The organism is Bradyrhizobium sp. WSM1253, assembly GCF_000244935.1.
Lineage (GTDB): Bacteria > Pseudomonadota > Alphaproteobacteria > Rhizobiales > Xanthobacteraceae > Bradyrhizobium > Bradyrhizobium canariense.
This window is the reverse complement of sequence record NZ_JH600073.1, coordinates 668,929-686,417: the sequence shown is the minus strand read 5'-3', so window position 1 is coordinate 686,417 and position 17,489 is coordinate 668,929. Positions and strand designations below refer to the sequence as shown.

Here is a 17,489-nt window from a genome sequence, read left to right as displayed (position 1 = left end):
CTCCCGCTGTTGGTGCCGGATTGACGCCTTTAGCCTATGAGACGATCGTAGTCTGCGTGCGAGCCGATCCAGAACCAAACGCAGGCGCCGTCAGATTCGATAGCCAGGGCGCGGTAACGTAGGCCGACTCTGGCGGACCAAAATCGACCGACCCGTTTGAACTGAAGCGAAGGATGAGTGGGGTCGTTCTTCAGCAGCTTGAAATTGGCATCGGCGAGCCGCCGAACATTGACGGGCAAGGCCTCATAAGCCTTCCAGAATCTCGTGGAAGCGGTGTGCTTCACAAGTCGCGCGTTTGGGCGGCGCGATAATCGCTCAGCGCTTCCTCGGCAAATTGATCGAGCTTACCCGCCTTGATGTCCTGCTCCAGGACATGATCGAAGCGTTGTGCATCGAACTGCTCGAACCAGGCGCGAAACCGCACCAATTCGTCAGGCGTAAGCCGTTCGATCGCTCGTTCGATATCTTCAGTTGTCATTGTTCAAATATAGCAGCCCGATGGGCCCGGGAAAAGATGCTACACCCGCCCGCCGACCGGGATCAGCGCGCCGGTGACGCCGCTGGCGGCATCGCTGGCGAGGAACAGGATGACTTCGGCGAGCTCCTGCGGTGTCACCCATTTGGCAAAGTCGGCCTTCGGCATGTCGGCGCGGTTGGCCTTGGTATCGATGATTGAAGGCAGCACTGCGTTCACGGTCACCTTGCCTTTCCACTCGCTCGCCAACGCCTCCGTGAGGCGATGGACGCCGGCTTTCGACGCTGCGTAGGGGCCCATGCCGGAGCCGGCCTGAAGCGCGCCCATGGCGCCGATATTGACGATGCGGCCGGCCTTGGACGCGGCCAGATGCGGCAGCACCGCGTGCGAGGCGTTGAGCGCCGTCAGCAAGTTGAGCGCATGCATGCGCTGCCATGTCTTGATGTCGCCGTCGCCGACGGTCTCGAAGGCGAAGCCGCCGGCAATGTTGATCAGCGCATCGAGCCGGCCGAAATGCTTCGCCGCCGCCTCGACCGCCGTCTTTGCTTGTGCTGCGTCGGACAGATCGACGCCGCCGATCTCGATGCGCTCAGGCGTCGCGGAGATTTGCGATGGCGCATGGTCGATGCCGGCGACGCGCGCGCCGCGCGACTGCGCGGTCTCGGCGACGACTTTTCCAAGTGCGCCGAGTGCTCCGGTCACGATCAGAACCTTGCCTTGCATCATCGTTCTCCCGGCGCGGCCGCTCAAGATTTACGGCCGCTTACGATTGCAGATAGCGCGCCTTCAGCGCGGTCCGCTCCGCTGTGCCGAGCTTGAGACCGTCGCGCAAGTAGGTTTCGAGATCGCCATACTCGCTACCGACGGCCTCGAAAGCAGCGGCAAGATAAGAGGCCTCGACGGTGCCGATCGCGTCGAGAACGTCGGCAGGAAGATCGGAGACGTTTGACGCGTCGCGCTTGTAGTGCAGGTTGGTCAACAGGTAGTCCTCGGCAATGACGTGGTCGGCTACGCCGAGCGCATGAAGGATCAGCGCGCTGGCAAAGCCGGTGCGATCCTTGCCGGCGGTGCAGTGAATGACGAGCGGCGCGTGGTCCTCCAGGAGATGCCCGAACATGTTGCGGAAACTGGCCGTGTTGTGGCGGACATAGTTGCGATAGGATTCGCGCATGAGTTCGAGCGCGACCGGCGCGGTCAGCCTGCCCCTGGCGAGCTCGGCGCGCAGCGCAGCCACGACCGTCGGCTCGATCGGCAACGAATGCACGGCGATCTCGTCGACCACACAGACACCCGCCGCGCGCTCCTCGACGCCGCGAAAATCGAAGGCGCTGCGCACGCCGAGCGCGCGGACGATCTCGACATCGGCGGCAGTGAGCTGGCCGAGATGGTTGGAGCGGAAGATGTGCCGCCAGCGCGTGGTACGGCCATCTGCGGTCGGATAGCCGCCGAGGTCGCGAAAATTACTGGCGCCCTGCAGGGCGAGATGGCGGGCAGGGGAGTCTTTCATGGAGGTGTCTTGTCAGGCATCTGAAACGGTCGGTGACGGCTGTGGGACCACATGATCCTGTAATCAAGTCCGGAATCAAAAAGGGCCGAAACTTCGTTGTTTCGACCCTTTTTCAATCTGACGCCGGACGCTTGAGAGAGCGCGGCGGTACTGAACCGAACGCAGGCATCAGCGATCCCATTTCGGCTTGGCTTCATCGACTGCTTCCTGATGGTACCAGCTGCCGCTGCAAATCGTCTCGTTCACGGGGAGCGAGGCGTGGTTGGCGGGAAGGCGGGTCTCACCGTTGCGGCGCCCCCCGAGAGCCGAGCGGCCCCCGACAGGGAATTGGTAGATCTGTGCAGATCCGTGACTCAGTCCATTGTTCATCATTGCGGTATCTCCCGAGATCGCAGCGCTGGGCCTCCATGGTGCGCCCGACTCGTTGGCTTGTGGTTACTGGAATCCCCATATCGGCCGTGCATTCCGAAATGCAAAGTGCTGAAAAGGAAATCAGCCTTGGCCTATTTTGTAGGCAGACTGCATTCTGCTTCCTCTAAGGCAGCGGTCGGGTGGCTAACGCGTGGGCCGTTGCGAAGGTTGCGGGCGGCGGGCGCAGACTTGGCGAATATTGCCGGACGTTGATGCGCGTTTAGTCGGCAACCTCAGGCCCGGGCCTGCCTGCTCCAGAATCGGGCGTTTTCCGCGGGGTTTTTGCGGTGCAGCTTCACGCAAAGGTGCGCCGCTATGACGCACGGCTCACTCGCCGATCCGCCGGGATGGAGAGGAGGCCGGCCGCGGTGGAAAACCTCCCGCGCTGCGGCCTTTTGGCACGTTAAATGCTTGGAAAGGGTCGGCCGATGTTGGCCGGGTAAACAATCGTGCGGGGGCCTGCGGTCCCCACCTTTCGCATCATCTACAGAGAGGCTCAATGACCAAGTATAAGCTCGAGTACATCTGGCTCGACGGATATACGCCGACTCCGAACTTGCGCGGCAAAACTCAGATCAAGGAATTCGCGTCGTTCCCGACGCTCGAGCAGCTTCCGCTCTGGGGCTTCGATGGCTCCTCCACCCAGCAGGCTGAAGGCCACAGCTCCGATTGCGTGCTGAAGCCGGTCGCGGTGTTCCCGGATGGCGCCCGCACCAACGGCGTGCTCGTGATGTGCGAAGTCATGATGCCCGACGGCAAGACCCCGCATTCGACCAACAAGCGCGCCACCATCCTCGACGATTCCGGTGCCTGGTTCGGCTTCGAGCAGGAATACTTCTTCTACAAGGACGGCCGTCCGCTCGGCTTCCCGGCCTCGGGCTATCCGGCCCCGCAGGGTCCGTACTACACCGGCGTCGGCTTCTCGAACGTCGGCGACGTCGCCCGCAAGATCGTCGAAGAGCATCTCGACCTCTGCCTGGCAGCCGGCATCAACCATGAAGGCATCAACGCGGAAGTCGCGAAGGGCCAGTGGGAATTCCAGATCTTCGGCAAAGGCTCCAAGAAGGCCGCTGACGAAATGTGGATGGCCCGCTACCTGATGCTGCGCCTGACCGAGAAGTACGGCATCGACATCGAGTTCCACTGCAAGCCGCTCGGTGACACCGACTGGAACGGCTCCGGCATGCACGCCAACTTCTCCACCGAGTACATGCGTACGGTCGGCGGCAAGGAGTACTTCGAGGCACTGATGGCCGCCTTCGACAAGAACCTGATGGACCACATCGCCGTCTACGGCCCGGACAACGACAAGCGTCTAACCGGCAAGCACGAGACCGCGCCCTGGAACAAGTTCAGCTACGGCATTGCCGATCGCGGTGCTTCGATCCGCGTGCCGCACTCCTTCGTCAACAACGGTTACAAGGGCTATCTGGAAGACCGTCGTCCGAATTCGCAGGGCGACCCATACCAGATCGCTTCGCAGATCCTGAAGACGATCGCCTCCGTGCCGGCCGACAAGAAGGCCGCCGCCTAAGATCCTCCCGGCCCGGGCTGGGGGGCTGGCCCGGGTTGGACTTCGATCCGCCGAAGCCGAAAGGCTTCGGCGGATTTTTCATTCTGATGACAGCCGGTGCGGAGACCCCTCGGACCTCATGGCGCGAAACTTGTCCATCGCCGCCGAAAGCGGGATAGAGTGCGTCTGGATGCGCGCAGGGCCAGGGACGGCTGGTGTTTGAAGGCTTCTACAAGGTGAGATTTCAGCTCGGCGACGCCGTTGGCCGGAGCGTGATGCATGCCGGCAACGGCAAGATGCTCGGCGGCAATTCGGCCTTCGCCCATATCGGCACCTACGCCAAGACCGAAGCCGGGGTCGACATCGTGATCAACACCGTCCGCCACAACCCCGATCCGAACTATCGCGCCATGGCCGGCACTGACGATGCGACCCTGCTTGCCAAGGGCTGGGCCGACGGCGATCTCTATCGCTGCAAGGGCGAGCTCAAGGAGCTGCCCGGCGTACCCTTTCAGTCGTTGATGACACCCATCACCGAAGACGAGATGCCGATCGCCGGCGGCGTCGGCGAGGCCGGCATCGCCGACGGGCTCTACTCGGTGCATCTGCGCATGCTCGACGGCGTCGACGGCGGTCTCACCGGCGTGATGCTGCTCAACAAGGGCCGCATCCTCGGCGGCGATGCATCGTTCTATTATCTCGGCAGCTACACCGCCGCCAACGGGCGCTGGAAGGGCCAGATCCTCAACCAGGAGCACACGCCGGCCAAGGACGATCCGATCTTCGGCGGCCACGAGGTCGGCATCGGCTTCTCCGGCAGTTATGACGCCGAGCAGGCGGTGCTGGAGGCAACGGCGCTTGCCGGCAAGCGCAGCCTGCGCCTGACCGCCGCGCTCAAGCTGATGCATCGCGCCTGATCGCCACGGGAATCGCTGATGGAAAAAATTCGCGTGCTTTCGACGCTCGGCCTGATGGGCGCGATGCGCAGCCTGTCCTCCGCATACGAGACCGCGACCGGCGTCCACATCGATGCCGATTTCGCGCCGACTCTGGCGCTGCTCAAACGACTGCGCGACGGCGAGGCCGCCGATCTCGTGATCCTTACCCGCGAGGGGCTCGACGAGATGATCGGCGAGGGCCGCGTCGTCTCAGGGAACGCGGCCGATCTCGCGCGTTCCTTCGTCGGCATCGCGGTGCGGGCAGGGCAAGCACATCCCGACATCGCCACGGAAACCGCACTGCGCAACACGCTGCTCGCGGCGCGGTCCCTGGCCTATTCGCGGCTGGGTGCGAGCGGGGTCTATTTCGCTCGGTTGATCGCGCAGATGGGGATCGCGGCAGAGATCAACGCCAAGACCACCATCGTCGAGCAGGGCTTTACCGCAGAGCGGCTCGTGAGCGGCGAGGCTGACCTCGCCGTGCAGCAGATCAGCGAGCTGAAGCAGGTCGAGGGCATCGAGGTGGTCGGCCCGATTCCGCACGATCTGCAAACGCCGGCCGTGTTCTCCGCTGGCCGGATGACAAACGCCGAGCACGCCGACGCCGCGGATCGGCTGCTGCGCTATCTGGCGTCGCCCGAGGTCGTCCCCGTGCTGCGCCAATCGGGACTCGAGCCTTGAATTTGCCGGGACGACGACGCAACCTGGCGTCCATGCGGACTTTCCTCGTTGCCATCCTTCTCACGCTTGCGGCGCCGTTATCTGCGCATGCGCAATCGGCCGATCTCGTCCTGTGCGACCGCGTCGCCGCCGATCCCAGTGATCCCGACAAGCCAGCCGATATGAGGGGCGTGACGGAGATTGCGGCCGCCGACGTTGCGACCGCCATCAAGTTCTGCAAGCAGGCTGCGCCCTCGTCGCGGCGCGCGATGTTCGCGCTCGGCCGCGCCTATGCGGCCAACCGGCAGACGGCGGACGCGATGGCTGCCTGGCGCAAGGCCGCCGACAAGGGATCGAGTGCGGCGATGGTCGAGCTCGGTGTGGCCTACGGCACCGGCTCCGGCGTCGCCAGGGATGAAGCGCAGGCGCGCAAATTGTTCGAGAAGGCGGCGCAGGCCGGCAATCCCCGCGGCATCAGCAATCTCGCCGCGCTCGGCGGCACCGGCGGTGCCACGCCGGCCGATCCCGCACAGGCGCGCGCATTGCTCGGCAAGGCGGCCGAGACCAACGCGGAGGCGCAGTACCAGCTCGGCATGATGCTCTCCGAAGGCACGGGCGGGGCGAAGGACGACGCCGCGGCACGCGCGCTGTTCGAGAAGGCGGCGGCGCAAAACCATCCCGGCGCGCTGGAGCGGATGGGGGCCTTCGCACAGGAGGGCCGCGGCGGGCCAAAGGACAAGGACGCCGCGAAATCCTATTACGAGCGCGCCGCGGCGCTCGGCGACGAGGATGCCAAGCAGGCGTTGGAGCGGCTGCGCTGTCCCTATGCGATCAAGGACAAGCAGGGCAAGCTCGTCACCACGCTGTGCTTCTAAAAGCGCGGTGAACGCGCTTTAGAGTTATTTGCGAGCATGATCTTTTCGGAAAACCGCTGCGCACCTTTCCGGATCATGTTTCGTCCGCCGCCGATGGCCGTGACTGCTCCATGCCCACTTTGTCGCGTGCTTGTGTCGACGGGTTCGAATGCGTCAGGAACCAGCCTGGACACGGTCCGTTGAATCCTCGACAGCAGGAGGCGCAACCATGATCCGCAAGCTCGCATCCGGCGAATATCGGCTGTATTCGCGCAAAGTGAATCCCAAGACCGGCAAGCGCCGCAACCTCGGCACGTTCAGGAGCCGCGCCGCGGCCGAGAAGCATGAGCGCGAGGTGCAGTATTTCAAGCGTCACTAGCGCCTGAGGAACGCCATTCACCACCGGTCAAACAAAAAACTCGAAAAACAACCCCATGCACAGTAGCCAAGTGGTTGAAATCACAGGCCTGCAAATGGTGTGAAATCGCCATCTGCGGAAACGCCGAAATCGATTGCGCCGTCGGGCAAAACAGGCGCATGATGGCATCATGGCAGGTGTGGCTCCGCGAATGGCCCTGCGCGAAAAAGCCCGATGGCCTTGGTGCGACGGCGGTGCTAGGTAGCGCGTGCTTTCCTTCTGATATTTCCGGGTCAATTGCGTTGCTGGACGGGCTCTACAAGGTTGAATACGGCGTCAACGATGCCTTCGGCCGCAGCATCATGTGCATGCATGACGGCAAGCTGCTGGGCGGTAATTCGGCCTTCGCGCATCTCGGGAGCTATGTCGAGCGCGACGGCGAGATCATCGCCGAAGTCATCACCGAACGGCACAACGACGATCCCAACTACAAGCCGCTGATGGGGGCTGACGTCGCCGCGATCGGCGCGCGCGGACGGCTCGTCGGCAACCAGATCCGTCTCGCCGGCAGCGCGGACACGATGCCGGGCGCCGGTTTCTGGGCCAATCTCACGCGGCTCGATGACGAGGGGTTACCGCCGCAGGGGACGATCGGTCCGGGCGGGGTCGTGAACGGGCTCTATGCGATCCATCTGCGCGCGCTCGACGGCGTCGACGCCGGGCTCTCCGGCGTCATGCTGCTGATCGACGGCCGCATCCTGGGCGGCGATGCGTTCTTCTACTATCTCGGCTCCTATTCCTCGGCCGACGGCCGCTGGAAGGGCGAGATGCTCAACCAGGAGCATACGCCGGCGAAAGGCGAGAACCCCGTGTTCGGCGGCTACGAGGTCGGCATCGGCTTCTCCGGAACCTGCACGGCGGACAGCGGTGAGCTCGAAGGCATCGCGCTGGCCGGCAAGCGCAGCCTGCGGCTGGCGGCCTCGCTTAAACTGATGCGGCGAGCGTAGGGCGGTTACTTAGAGATCTGGGATGTCCGCTCGAGGGTAAAGCAGGCCTGACGTCCAACTCGCGGCGATGTCGGCTGTTGACCCGGAGCGGACATCCGGCCTCGAAAAAGACACCGCTTGTGATGGTAAGGTGCCTCTCCTCAAAATCATGGAAACGAGGTCGAGATGACCGACACCTCTCCTGCGAATGCTCCGTCTGCTTCCTCGATCCCCGCCGACGATCCTGGTCGCTGTCTGACGGTAGCCGATCCTGACGGCGCCGGCGTGCCGCATATCTCGGTGGCGAGCGGCACTTACACGATCCTGGTGTCGGGCGCGCAGACCGCGGGACGCTATTGCCTGGTCGATATGCTGGTGCCCGCCGGCGGTGGCCCCCCGCCGCATCGCCACGACTTCGAGGAAATGTTCTCGCTGCTCGAAGGCGAACTCGAGTTCACTTTTCGCGGAAAGTCGCACACCGTACGCGCGGGATCGACCGTCAACGTTCCGGCGAACGCCCCGCACGCGTTTAAGAACCTGTCCGGCAAGACGGCTCGCATGCTCTGCATGTGTACGCCGGCAGGACAGGATGAATTCTTTCTGGCGGTCGGTTTCCCCGTCGAAGGCCGCACATCGCCGCCGCCGAAGCCGACCCCGGAAGAGATGGCCGAGAAGGGAAAACTGATCGCGGCCCTGCTGCCGAAATATCGCACCGAGATCGTCAAGATGTGAGGCACATCCGCCTGACTGACAGCCAAGAATGGAGGCGGCCGCCGCAGAGTCGAGGCGGCCGTTCCTTTTCGCCGGTGATCGCTTGTGGCCCATCGCGATGGCTGGCACACGGCGGCGACGTGTCCGAAGCGAAAGGTAGAGCGGAAGTCGTCCCACTCGGCGGCCGACCGCCGCCTTTGACCCGAAGAAGAACGACGTCCGGAATCCCCTTGGTTGAAAATGTGCTATCATGCCTCTTGGGATAGCGTTTGCTGTCCCGGAAATCTAGGAGGACATGGCAGTGAAAGTCTCGGCACTTTTGTCCATGGGTATCGTTGTCGCGATCTTGTCGGTGGCGCCGGCGAATGCCCGCGATACTCAAAAGATCCAGAAACCACAGACCGCGCCGGTATGGAATCCAGGTGAGCCTTGGCCTCCCAAGTGGGCCACTTTCGAAGCTTGCCAGGCAGCCGGAAAGAAGTGGGCTTGGGATCTAAATGCCACTTCTCAATGGTGCAGCGCTCAATCGTACGACAGAGTGAGCGGCACCGTTCGCTGATGGCGAAGTTGGCGCGACAGAACAAGTTGAGGCCGCTCCAACGGGTGGCCTCTCTCATGTCAGCGCTAAGCCTGCGATGTCGCCTGTTGGCCATGAGCCAGCTCGCTAAAGCGAGCTGATCATGTCCGCTCCCAAACCGTGAGGAGGGGCAACGATGCCTTCGACCGCAGCATCATGTGCATGCATGACGGCAAGCTGCTGGGCGGCAATTCGGCCTTCGCGGATCTCGGAGGCTATGTCGAGCGCGACGGCGAGATCATCGCCGAAGTCATCACCGAACGCCACCGGCACCGCCGACAGCGGCGCGAAACAAAGGCCACCGCGAACACCAGAACAGGATAATGCGTCAGGTTTTCCATGGCACCGTCCACTCGACCAGAACGCCAAATCCCGGATAACCCTTCTGCGACACAAATCACATAACGCTTGTTGCTCACCCCGTCACCAATTCGCAGACGGCAACTGAGTCAATGCTGCTGACGCGGTTGGCCCGAAGGCGAAGCTGGCGATAGCGTCCGGCAAGTCGGTGGTTGAGGCCAGACCGGACGTGGCGGAGACGCGACCAATTCGACTCGAATGATCCGAGTCGGATATCCTTTGATCTAGATCAACCCTGAAGTGTGTCGTTCCGGTTTCCCTACGCCTCAGCCTCGGTCAAAGGACCCAGTACCGGAAAATGCATATCGAGCGAAACAGCGTCGCAAATAAACAGAGTCACAAATGAAGCAACGCAGGCCGCTGATGTAGGGGCCCGGAGATCGTGATGCACTTGGCTGACACGAAATCGTCGTCGGACGACGGACAATCGTTCGAGCATCCAGCAGGTGAGGGGATGCTGTATGTGCCGGGCGGCACGTTCCGCATGGGTTCGGATCGGCACTATCCGGAGGAAGCGCCGGTCCACCGCGTCGCCGTGGATGCCTTCTGGATGGATTGCCATTCCGTCACGAACCGGCAGTTCAAGGCGTTCGTCGGGGCTACCGGCCACGTCACCGTTGCCGAGATCACGCCCGATCCAAAGGACTATCCCGGAATGCTCCCGCACATGGTCTATGCGGGCTCTCTGGTGTTCTCGCCGCCTGACCATCCGGTCAGCCTGCGGGACTTCAGCCAGTGGTGGACCTTCGCCAAAGGTGCGGACTGGCGGCATCCCTACGGACCGGGGAGCAAAATCCAGGGGCTCGACGATCATCCCGTCGTGCATGTGGCCTTCAGCGATGCGCTCGCCTACGCAAGATGGGCCGGCAAGGATTTGCCGACCGAGGCCGAATGGGAATTTGCGGCGCGCGGCGGACTGGACGGCGCCGAGTTCGCATGGGGAGATGAATTTACGCCTGACGGCCGTCATATGGCCAACACCTGGCAGGGCGAATTTCCGCGCCAAAACACCAGAGACGACGGATTCGAACGGACATCGCCGGTCACGGCATTCCCGCCGAACGGGTACGGGCTGCACGATCTGATCGGCAATGTCTGGGAGTGGACGTCGGACTGGTACTCGCCTCGGCATGAAGCCGACGCTGCAAAGGCCTGCTGCATTCCCGAGAACCCGCGCGGCGGCCGCGAGGCTGATAGCTACGACCCGAGCACCACCAACGTCAAGATCCCACGCAAGGTCATCAAAGGCGGCTCGCATTTGTGCGCGCCGAATTACTGCCGACGCTATCGGCCGGCTGCGCGGCATGCGGAGCCGGTCGATACCTCCACAAGTCATCTTGGATTTCGGTGCATCAGGCGAGGAGCCTCTTAGGCATCTTAACGGGAGAGCGACGCCATGTTGAATTGCGTATTCGATCACAAATTTTCGGTCGCAACGCCACGCAAGACCCAAAGCTGGCTCAAGCGGTCCAGCACAGCGCTGCTGGGTGCGACGATGATGATACCGGCATCCGGCTTGGTCAGCACGCCGGTGGCTGCACAGCCGGCGCAAAAGCCCAATATCCTCTTCATCATGGGCGACGATATCGGCATCATGCAGCCCAGCATCTACCATCGCGGTTTGATGGTCGGAGAGACACCGAACATCGACCGCATCGGAAACGAGGGCGCGCTCTTCATGACCTATTATGCGGAGCAGAGCTGCACCGCCGGCCGCAACGCGTTTTTCACCGGCATGCACCCGCTGCGCACCGGCATGATTCCTCCGCAATTGCCCGGCAGCCCGTCGTGGCTGCGGCCCGGTACGCCCGCCGTTGCCAAGTTCTTGCTCGACCTCGGTTACAACACTGGCGAGTTCGGCAAGAATCATCTTGGTGACAATCCCGAGGCGCTACCAACCGCCCATGGTTTCCAGGAGTTCTGGGGGTACCTGTATCACCTCGACGCGATGCAGGGGGTGAGTTTCCCGGACATCAACAAGAGCCCGACCGTGCAAGGCATTGCGCCGCCGTGCAAGGCAACCCCGGTCCCGGGCCTTACCGAGGTCCCCGGCGCCGTGGATCCTCGAACAACGACGTGCCTGACGCCGCCGCGGCCGGTGCTTGCGTGCAAGTCGTCGGACGGCTCACAAGCAAACCAGACCTGCAAGGACGAAGGTCCCTTGACGCTCGACCGTTCACGAAGCGTGGACGAAGAAATCTCAGCCAAGGTCATCGACTATCTTGATCGCAACGATCCCAAGAAGACCAACAAGCCGTTCTTCGTCTGGTACAACCCGGCGCGCATGCACATCACGACCGTGCTGCCGCCGAAATACGAGGCGATGATTGGCGAGCCGGGTGGCAAGGACTGGGGCCTCAACGAGGCCGGCATGAAGCAGATGGACGACAATATCGGCTATGTCCTCAAGAAACTCGAAGACATGGGCCAGCTTGACAATACCATCATCGTCTTCACGACAGACAACGGCGCCGAGAACATCACTTTTCCTGACGGCGGCACCACCCTTTTCAAGGGCGGCAAGCTGACCACCTGGGAAGGCGGCATGCGTGCCCCGATGGTCGTTCGCTGGCCGGGCCACATCAAGCCGGGCACGGTCAAGAGCGAGATGATGTCGGCACTCGACTGGCTGCCGACGTTGGTCGACATCGCCGGCGGGCCGAAGGGCGACGCTTTGAAGAAGCAGATCGAGGCTGGAAGCTACCCCGGCATCGTCAAGACAACGCTCGATGGCGTCGATCAGCGCGCCTATCTCGAAGGCACGGATAAATCCGCGCGCGAGGTCTTCTTCTACTACACCGGCGCGCAGCCATCGGCGGTACGCTACAAGAACTGGAAGATGTACTACACGATGGTGCCGGACACCGGGACCGGCGGGTTGTTCGGAGCGCAGAGCTTCCATTGGACGCAGGTCGCCAACATCAAGCGTGACCCATTCGAGCAGACGGTCGGCTCCGATGCCAAATCGTTGCTGGGCTATGCCGGTTCGATCGGCTCGCCGAGCACCGCCTACCTGTATGACTGGAATATCCTGCCCCTCGGCCAACTTCTCTGGGAAAAGGAGCTATTCTCTTACAAGGACTTCCCTCCGATGCAGGCGCCGGAAACTTACAACCTCGATGGTATCCTTGCTGAAATGAAGAAGTCCGGCCATCAGAGCGAGTGAACGAGGCGGGATAGTATGCCTTGATGATGTCTAAGCGGGCGGTCTTGAAAAAAGCCGCCCGTTGCAAGCACAATTGTGTCAGCGTCGGGTGCCGTCCCTTCAACTCCGATGATCCCCAAGGCTGCTGACGCCCCAAGGCTGCTACTCCAATTTTGCTGCCCCAAGACTATCGGACGATCCAATCCGTCAACGCGACGCTGACAAGCCGATGATGCACTTGCTCTGCCGCGTTCGAGAGAACTGCAATAAGGATTGCCGTCATGTACAGACCGCTTGGGTCAATACTGCTGGCTACCGCAGCTCTAATTTTCAGCCCGTTGGTGCAGGCGCAACAGGCAACAGCACCGCGGGTTGCAGCCGAAACGCCGCGGTCGATGTTGGCAGCGCAGATTCGCTTGCAAGGTTTCACCTGTGACAAACCGCTCGGTGCCTCAAGGGATGCAAAACGCTCGCGTCCGGATCGGGCCGTCTGGATCCTGAAGTGCAGCAACGCAACATATCGGGTTACCCGCTCTCCCGACATGGCGGCGAAGGTCGAACCGCTGCTGTAAGCGACGCACTTCATCTGCCCCTGGTGGCCATGCGAGATAAGCAATCGATGTCAGCTTCTGGGCTCCTGGCCGAAGGCCGGTTGAACATGTGTCATATCGGCTGTCAGAGGCAAGCCGGACGCCGATCCAGGTTGGCGTCTTACCGCCGCAATGCGGACATTGGCGCGGATTTCGGATAGCTTCGAGGTTAGGCTTTCTCTAGAATGGTTACGCAGCATCTTCCGGAGTTTCGCATGCAAAACTCGGTCAAGCACTTCGCCTCGGCGGTGGTGCTGCTTGCGTTGATGGGTTCGGCGACAGCCTTTGCGCAGCAAAACAATAAGCCCAACATTGTTTTCATTCTCGCCGATAATGTCGGTTACGGCGACCTTGGGTGCTACGGCGGCGGCGAGTTGCGTGGGGCATCGACGCCGCATCTCGATGCAATGGCTCGAGACGGATTGCGCCTCACACAGTTCCTGGTGGAACCGGCGTGTACCCCCTCCCGTGCAGCGCTGATGACTGGGCAATATTCGATCCGAAACGGTCTGTCGCTGATCGCTATTGAGGGTAGTCCCTATACGCTTCCCGCTAATGCCTTCACCATGGGCGAGATGTTCAAGAGCGTTGGTTATGCGACTGCGATCTTCGGGAAATGGCACCTTGGAAGTGCGCCTCAAAGTCTGCCGACCGCGCACGGCTTTGATGAGTTCTACGGTATCCCGCCGGACATTAGCTGGGATGCAGCAACATACCCGGCTACAATCGCGCTCACGCACTCAATCAATGAGCCGTACGAGACACTGCTGAAGACTGGGCCGCAGATCGTTGAGGCGAAGGCCGGAGGCCCGCTACAGGCGGTCAAGCCATTTACCGAGGACGTCCGCGCCAACATCGACGATGAGTTCGTGGACAGATCAATCGATTTTATGAGGCGCCAGAGAGCATCGGGACAGCCCTTTTTTCTCTATCTTCCTTTTTCAATGGGGCACTTTCCAAACTTGCCTTCTCAACAGTTCAAAGGAAAATCACGGATCGGCAACTACGGCGACAAGTTGATGGAGGGAGACTATCACGTCGGACAAATCCTAGATACGCTGAAGCAACTCGGCATTGACGACAACACAATCGTTGTCTTTGCCTCGGACAATGGCCCCCAGGGCCAGACCGCGCGAGAACACGGCAACCAGGGAACGCCTGATATGGGTAATTCAGGTCCGTTTCGCGGAGAGTTGGGCGAAGTCACTGAAGGAGCAATACGGACGGCGGGGATCATCCGGTGGCCCGGCAAAGTCAAGGCAAACACAACCACATACGCCATGTTCTCGATCATGGATTTCCTGCCGACCTTTGCCCACATCGTCGGTGCCAAGATGCCAACAGACCGCCAGATCGACGGGATCAATCAAGCCGATCTCCTGTTGGGCAACACGGCGACAGCGCCTCGCGAAAGCCTCTTGAGCTTTATCGGTGGAGATCTCGTCGCCGCGCGCTGGAAACAGTGGCGTATCTACTTCACGGACGTCCATCCGACCGGCATCGGACCACAGCGGCAGCCCGGCATGTTCTCCGCGAGTGCGCCGATGGCCGGCTACCCGAAGATTTACAACATTGAAATGGATCCGCACGAGGACCTCATCGTCGCGGCAATGTTTGGCTGGGTATCGGGTCCTGCGCTCAAAACTGTCGAAGAGTATTTAGCGACCCTCAAGAAACATCCAAATCCACCACCGCCGAACATCACGCAATTTCGTAGCGGCGGTTAAACTGGCTCGGCGGTTTGTCCGCTTCTGACCGTTGCGGACATTCTTGAGCAATATTGGGTGCCGCCAACATAACGCCGTGGGGCTTTTCTGCCGCCCTGATCCGATGTCGCTGTAGGGGAGTCGGTTCGCCACAGGAGACCGAAATGAAACGATCAATCGCGCTGTCGGCATTGCTAATAATTGGGTTCGCTGGAAGCACTGGAAGGGCGAGTGACGTAGTCTATTGCCAATACGCTGGCTATCCGGTTGCTTGCATCGCACGGCCGGGATTCGGGGGCGCCCCAATTCACGACACTCGCCGAATTCCACCCGCAATTGATGCTCGCCCAAGCGGCCTTGTAAGGCAGGACTTGTTCGATCGGAATAACCCAAACAACCTACGATCGGATTGGCCCAGTCCACCTGCTCAACCGGGCGCGCTCTGAAAGTAGCACTGAGCTGATCATGGCCTGCGAGCAGTAGGATCAGACCCCGGTGGAGTGCTTCGGACTTTAGCCATTCAACGCTGCATCCGCTCGTGGCCCATTGCTTCAGTTTGTGCCGCGCAGCCAGACGTCAGGAGCCGGAATTAGACCGGAAGTCATTGCCCGAGGGGTAACTCTCGCAATTGATCCATAACGCAGTGGTTACGCCATTCGCCCGGCGGTGGCGCCAGCAACCTGACATTGTACCTTGGTACAATGACCTGAGGGATATCCAATGAATATGGTCGCTCGTCGAACGACCAGCGGGCGAGAGAGGATTATTCAAAGAATTGATACGGAAAAAGAATTGATGCGGAAGGGGAACTGGCCATGTTTGTGCGTATCCCAACGGATCGACGACCTCAGCCCAATACGCTCGATGACTTCGGTTTGACGAGTGCGTTCAACCGAATTATCGGCCTCGGTGAGTTTACATACCGAAAAGGCACTGAAATCTTCGGCGAAAAAGAGCCCGCTGTGTATGTCTATCAAGTCAAGCATGGTGCGGTGCGAAGTTACAAGTTGCTCTCGGACGGTCGGCGTCAAATCGGCGCCTTTCACTTAGTGGGCGATATCTTCGGGCTTGAAAACGGCGATGAGCATCGATTTACCGCAGAGGCGGTCGTCGAAACCGTCGTGCGCCTGATTAAGCGAGAAAGCCTTCAATTGGTAGCCGCAAAAGACGCGGTCGTCTCGCACAACCTACTCAGCATGATCACCCGCAACCTGGAGCACGCAGAAAACCATATGCTGCTTCTGGGCCGCAAGACCGCGGTAGAAAGGGTCGCCGCCTTCTTACTTGAGATGGATTTCCGCACGGGAGCAGACAAGATGTCGCTCCCCATGACTCGTCTCGACATTGCGGACTATCTCGGCTTGACGCTCGAAACGGTTTCTCGCGCGCTATCTAGCTTGCGTAAAGCGGGCGTCCTTACGTTCCTAGACCACGATCAGCGAGAGATCATGTTAAACGACAGGCGGCGGCTTGCCGATTTCGATCCGCAAGGACCGGCACAACCCTGATACCAAAATGCGACAGGCCGTGCTGGCGACGATGAGAGATACACAGTCCCTCCACACCGATGACCGCGACTATTTACTGAGAGGAGCTAAAGCGATGAGCCCATTGATTTAGCTCAATGGATTGCCGCGATCCAGGTTCAAGGCTCTGTGATGAACAAGCCGTCCGGATCCGATAAGCCCGAGCCCAAACCAACGCGCTTGGAGGAGGCGCGCCGGATCGTTGAGGAGTACGCGAATGACCTTCGCGAAATCATCCGGAAGCTGCGTGAGAAGATGAATTGAAGCCGATTGGATTTGCTCAAAGTTGAGTTCTTCGCATTTTGACCCAAGGCAGTCCCAATCTTGGCGGTGCGAGTTTTGCCGAAGTAGCACAGGCTCGCAAAGGCCGACCGACTACTACGAGACGTGGCATTGGGCCACGGTTCAAGCGCAAGGAGGAAGCCATGATAAATCTGAAAGTTCTTGGCGCGGTCGTTGTTGCGGCATCCGCCCTGTCCAGCTCTGCTGCACTGGCGCAGGCGGCCCTCTCCAATCCGGACGAATGCCAAGCTGAATTCGCCAGCTGCACGGGTTTAGGAACCGGGAGTACTCCCACCGGAGGTTATCGATATCGGCAATCAACTCGGCGAACGGCGTATCGCCAGCCGGCGGCGGCCGACGCTACCGTCGGCAGCTGGGGCAATTCCTACGCCATGTCCGGCGAGATGGGCTGGCACGGCAACTGGAATGCGTATGCTGCCCGCAACGGCATCGTCTGTAAGCCCGGCACCTATTTCAAGGGTGCTGACGGTCTGCGGCATCTCTGCCAATAGGTCATCCGCTCTAAGGCTGAATCAGACGGCCCCACAGGGCCGTCTGATTCATGCCTGAGGGTGGCACTCGTCCTGAGTGGGCGACAGCGTGGAGCCAGGCAGGCGTCAGTCTGCGGGAGCTGATGACTGCTTCTGGCCCATCGCCGCCGTCCGAGGGGCGGCTCGTCATGTCGGTTCTCAAGGCGGACCGGAAGTTTTGCACCCGAGCGCTCGACCGAAGCTTTTGACCCCAATGTATGGTCCGGCCGCGCGTTGCAAGAGGTTTCGTCAACCTGGCAGATGCGGTCTTGCATCAATGTATCCGGCCTCTGATTGGAGCGTGTTGTGCTCCGGGCCATCATGGATATCAGCGCGCATTCGAGCTAATTAGCGGACAGG

19 protein-coding genes are annotated in these 17,489 nt (G+C 61.0%); 14 read left to right on the top strand and 5 right to left on the bottom strand.

The window, feature by feature from the left end; genetic code table 11:
- Positions 1-29 precede the first annotated feature (29 nt).
- The 5 genes from BRA1253DRAFT_RS45050 to BRA1253DRAFT_RS05175 form a co-directional block, all read right to left on the bottom strand.
- Positions 30-284, bottom strand: a complete 255-nt coding sequence (locus BRA1253DRAFT_RS45050) for a hypothetical protein (protein WP_007591841.1) — start codon at positions 282-284, stop codon at positions 30-32.
- On the bottom strand, positions 281-478 hold the full coding sequence (locus BRA1253DRAFT_RS05190; RefSeq protein ID WP_007591840.1) for a hypothetical protein: 198 nt from the start codon (positions 476-478) through the stop codon (positions 281-283). The genes BRA1253DRAFT_RS45050 and BRA1253DRAFT_RS05190 overlap by 4 nt, the downstream gene beginning before the upstream one ends.
- Before the next feature lie 39 nt (positions 479-517).
- A complete protein-coding gene (locus tag BRA1253DRAFT_RS05185; RefSeq protein ID WP_007591838.1) occupies positions 518-1,198 on the bottom strand; it encodes an SDR family oxidoreductase in 681 nt (226 codons plus the stop codon).
- Positions 1,199-1,238: 40 nt separating this feature from the next.
- A complete protein-coding gene (locus BRA1253DRAFT_RS05180; protein ID WP_007591836.1) occupies positions 1,239-1,982 on the bottom strand; it encodes a tyrosine-protein phosphatase in 744 nt (247 codons plus the stop codon).
- 168 nt (positions 1,983-2,150) lie between these two features.
- A complete protein-coding gene (locus BRA1253DRAFT_RS05175; RefSeq protein ID WP_371261365.1) occupies positions 2,151-2,351 on the bottom strand; it encodes a DUF2735 domain-containing protein in 201 nt (66 codons plus the stop codon).
- 541 nt (positions 2,352-2,892) lie between these two features.
- Between BRA1253DRAFT_RS05175 and BRA1253DRAFT_RS05170 the strand changes: the two genes are divergently transcribed.
- The 14 genes from BRA1253DRAFT_RS05170 to BRA1253DRAFT_RS05110 all read left to right on the top strand — a co-directional run bounded on the left by BRA1253DRAFT_RS05170 (position 2,893) and on the right by BRA1253DRAFT_RS05110 (position 17,111).
- Entirely contained in the window at positions 2,893-3,927 is a 1,035-nt protein-coding gene (locus BRA1253DRAFT_RS05170) for a glutamine synthetase beta-grasp domain-containing protein (protein WP_007591833.1), read from the top strand.
- Between the two features lie 194 nt (positions 3,928-4,121).
- Positions 4,122-4,823 (top strand): GrlR family regulatory protein, encoded by a 702-nt coding sequence (locus BRA1253DRAFT_RS05165; RefSeq protein ID WP_007591832.1) that lies wholly within the window; start codon positions 4,122-4,124, stop codon positions 4,821-4,823.
- Between the two features lie 18 nt (positions 4,824-4,841).
- Positions 4,842-5,525, top strand: a complete 684-nt coding sequence (locus BRA1253DRAFT_RS05160; protein ID WP_007591831.1) for a substrate-binding domain-containing protein — start codon at positions 4,842-4,844, stop codon at positions 5,523-5,525.
- A gap of 32 nt (positions 5,526-5,557) precedes the next feature.
- Positions 5,558-6,379, top strand: a complete 822-nt coding sequence (locus tag BRA1253DRAFT_RS05155; RefSeq protein ID WP_007591830.1) for a tetratricopeptide repeat protein — start codon at positions 5,558-5,560, stop codon at positions 6,377-6,379.
- 208 nt (positions 6,380-6,587) lie between these two features.
- Complete coding sequence (locus BRA1253DRAFT_RS42675) at positions 6,588-6,737, top strand: hypothetical protein (RefSeq protein ID WP_007591825.1); 150 nt, start codon at positions 6,588-6,590, stop codon at positions 6,735-6,737.
- Positions 6,738-7,018: 281 nt separating this feature from the next.
- The gene (locus BRA1253DRAFT_RS05150; RefSeq protein WP_035992811.1) at positions 7,019-7,723 is read left to right on the top strand and encodes a hypothetical protein; all 705 of its coding nucleotides are present in this window, start codon (positions 7,019-7,021) and stop codon (positions 7,721-7,723) included.
- Positions 7,724-7,888: 165 nt separating this feature from the next.
- On the top strand, positions 7,889-8,434 hold the full coding sequence (locus BRA1253DRAFT_RS05145; protein WP_007591822.1) for a cupin domain-containing protein: 546 nt from the start codon (positions 7,889-7,891) through the stop codon (positions 8,432-8,434).
- A gap of 718 nt (positions 8,435-9,152) precedes the next feature.
- Positions 9,153-9,314 (top strand): hypothetical protein, encoded by a 162-nt coding sequence (locus tag BRA1253DRAFT_RS05140; protein ID WP_198288334.1) that lies wholly within the window; start codon positions 9,153-9,155, stop codon positions 9,312-9,314.
- A gap of 421 nt (positions 9,315-9,735) precedes the next feature.
- Positions 9,736-10,722: a formylglycine-generating enzyme family protein gene (locus BRA1253DRAFT_RS05135; RefSeq protein ID WP_007591820.1), complete on the top strand. Its 987-nt coding sequence runs from the start codon at positions 9,736-9,738 to the stop codon at positions 10,720-10,722.
- Positions 10,723-10,845: 123 nt separating this feature from the next.
- Entirely contained in the window at positions 10,846-12,516 is a 1,671-nt protein-coding gene (locus BRA1253DRAFT_RS05130; protein WP_035994933.1) for an arylsulfatase, read from the top strand.
- Positions 12,517-12,776: 260 nt separating this feature from the next.
- On the top strand, positions 12,777-13,067 hold the full coding sequence (locus BRA1253DRAFT_RS41125; RefSeq protein ID WP_007591816.1) for a hypothetical protein: 291 nt from the start codon (positions 12,777-12,779) through the stop codon (positions 13,065-13,067).
- 233 nt (positions 13,068-13,300) lie between these two features.
- A complete protein-coding gene (locus BRA1253DRAFT_RS05120; protein ID WP_007591814.1) occupies positions 13,301-14,812 on the top strand; it encodes an arylsulfatase in 1,512 nt (503 codons plus the stop codon).
- Positions 14,813-15,606: 794 nt separating this feature from the next.
- Positions 15,607-16,299: a helix-turn-helix domain-containing protein gene (locus BRA1253DRAFT_RS05115; RefSeq protein ID WP_007591812.1), complete on the top strand. Its 693-nt coding sequence runs from the start codon at positions 15,607-15,609 to the stop codon at positions 16,297-16,299.
- Between the two features lie 443 nt (positions 16,300-16,742).
- Positions 16,743-17,111 carry a hypothetical protein gene (locus BRA1253DRAFT_RS05110; protein ID WP_007591810.1) on the top strand — a complete coding sequence of 123 codons (369 nt, stop codon included), beginning with the start codon at positions 16,743-16,745 and terminating at the stop codon, positions 17,109-17,111.
- Positions 17,112-17,489: the final 378 nt, after the last annotated feature.

Bases quoted from the DNA above. Each gene is read 5' to 3' on its own strand.
- BRA1253DRAFT_RS05190 (WP_007591840.1), bottom strand. From the start codon at position 478: ATGACAACTGAAGATATCGAACGAGCGATCGAACGGCTTACGCCTGAC.
- BRA1253DRAFT_RS05130 (WP_035994933.1), top strand. From the start codon at position 10,846: ATGATGATACCGGCATCCGGCTTGGTCAGCACGCCGGTGGCTGCACAG.
- BRA1253DRAFT_RS05140 (WP_198288334.1), top strand. From the start codon at position 9,153: ATGCATGACGGCAAGCTGCTGGGCGGCAATTCGGCCTTCGCGGATCTC.
- BRA1253DRAFT_RS05120 (WP_007591814.1), top strand. From the start codon at position 13,301: ATGCAAAACTCGGTCAAGCACTTCGCCTCGGCGGTGGTGCTGCTTGCG.
- BRA1253DRAFT_RS05180 (WP_007591836.1), bottom strand. From the start codon at position 1,982: ATGAAAGACTCCCCTGCCCGCCATCTCGCCCTGCAGGGCGCCAGTAAT.
- BRA1253DRAFT_RS05185 (WP_007591838.1), bottom strand. From the start codon at position 1,198: ATGCAAGGCAAGGTTCTGATCGTGACCGGAGCACTCGGCGCACTTGGA.
- BRA1253DRAFT_RS42675 (WP_007591825.1), top strand. From the start codon at position 6,588: ATGATCCGCAAGCTCGCATCCGGCGAATATCGGCTGTATTCGCGCAAA.
- BRA1253DRAFT_RS41125 (WP_007591816.1), top strand. From the start codon at position 12,777: ATGTACAGACCGCTTGGGTCAATACTGCTGGCTACCGCAGCTCTAATT.
- BRA1253DRAFT_RS05145 (WP_007591822.1), top strand. From the start codon at position 7,889: ATGACCGACACCTCTCCTGCGAATGCTCCGTCTGCTTCCTCGATCCCC.
- BRA1253DRAFT_RS05135 (WP_007591820.1), top strand. From the start codon at position 9,736: ATGCACTTGGCTGACACGAAATCGTCGTCGGACGACGGACAATCGTTC.
- BRA1253DRAFT_RS05110 (WP_007591810.1), top strand. From the start codon at position 16,743: ATGATAAATCTGAAAGTTCTTGGCGCGGTCGTTGTTGCGGCATCCGCC.
- BRA1253DRAFT_RS05170 (WP_007591833.1), top strand. From the start codon at position 2,893: ATGACCAAGTATAAGCTCGAGTACATCTGGCTCGACGGATATACGCCG.
- BRA1253DRAFT_RS05115 (WP_007591812.1), top strand. From the start codon at position 15,607: ATGTTTGTGCGTATCCCAACGGATCGACGACCTCAGCCCAATACGCTC.
- BRA1253DRAFT_RS05155 (WP_007591830.1), top strand. From the start codon at position 5,558: ATGCGGACTTTCCTCGTTGCCATCCTTCTCACGCTTGCGGCGCCGTTA.
- BRA1253DRAFT_RS05175 (WP_371261365.1), bottom strand. From the start codon at position 2,351: ATGAACAATGGACTGAGTCACGGATCTGCACAGATCTACCAATTCCCT.
- BRA1253DRAFT_RS05160 (WP_007591831.1), top strand. From the start codon at position 4,842: ATGGAAAAAATTCGCGTGCTTTCGACGCTCGGCCTGATGGGCGCGATG.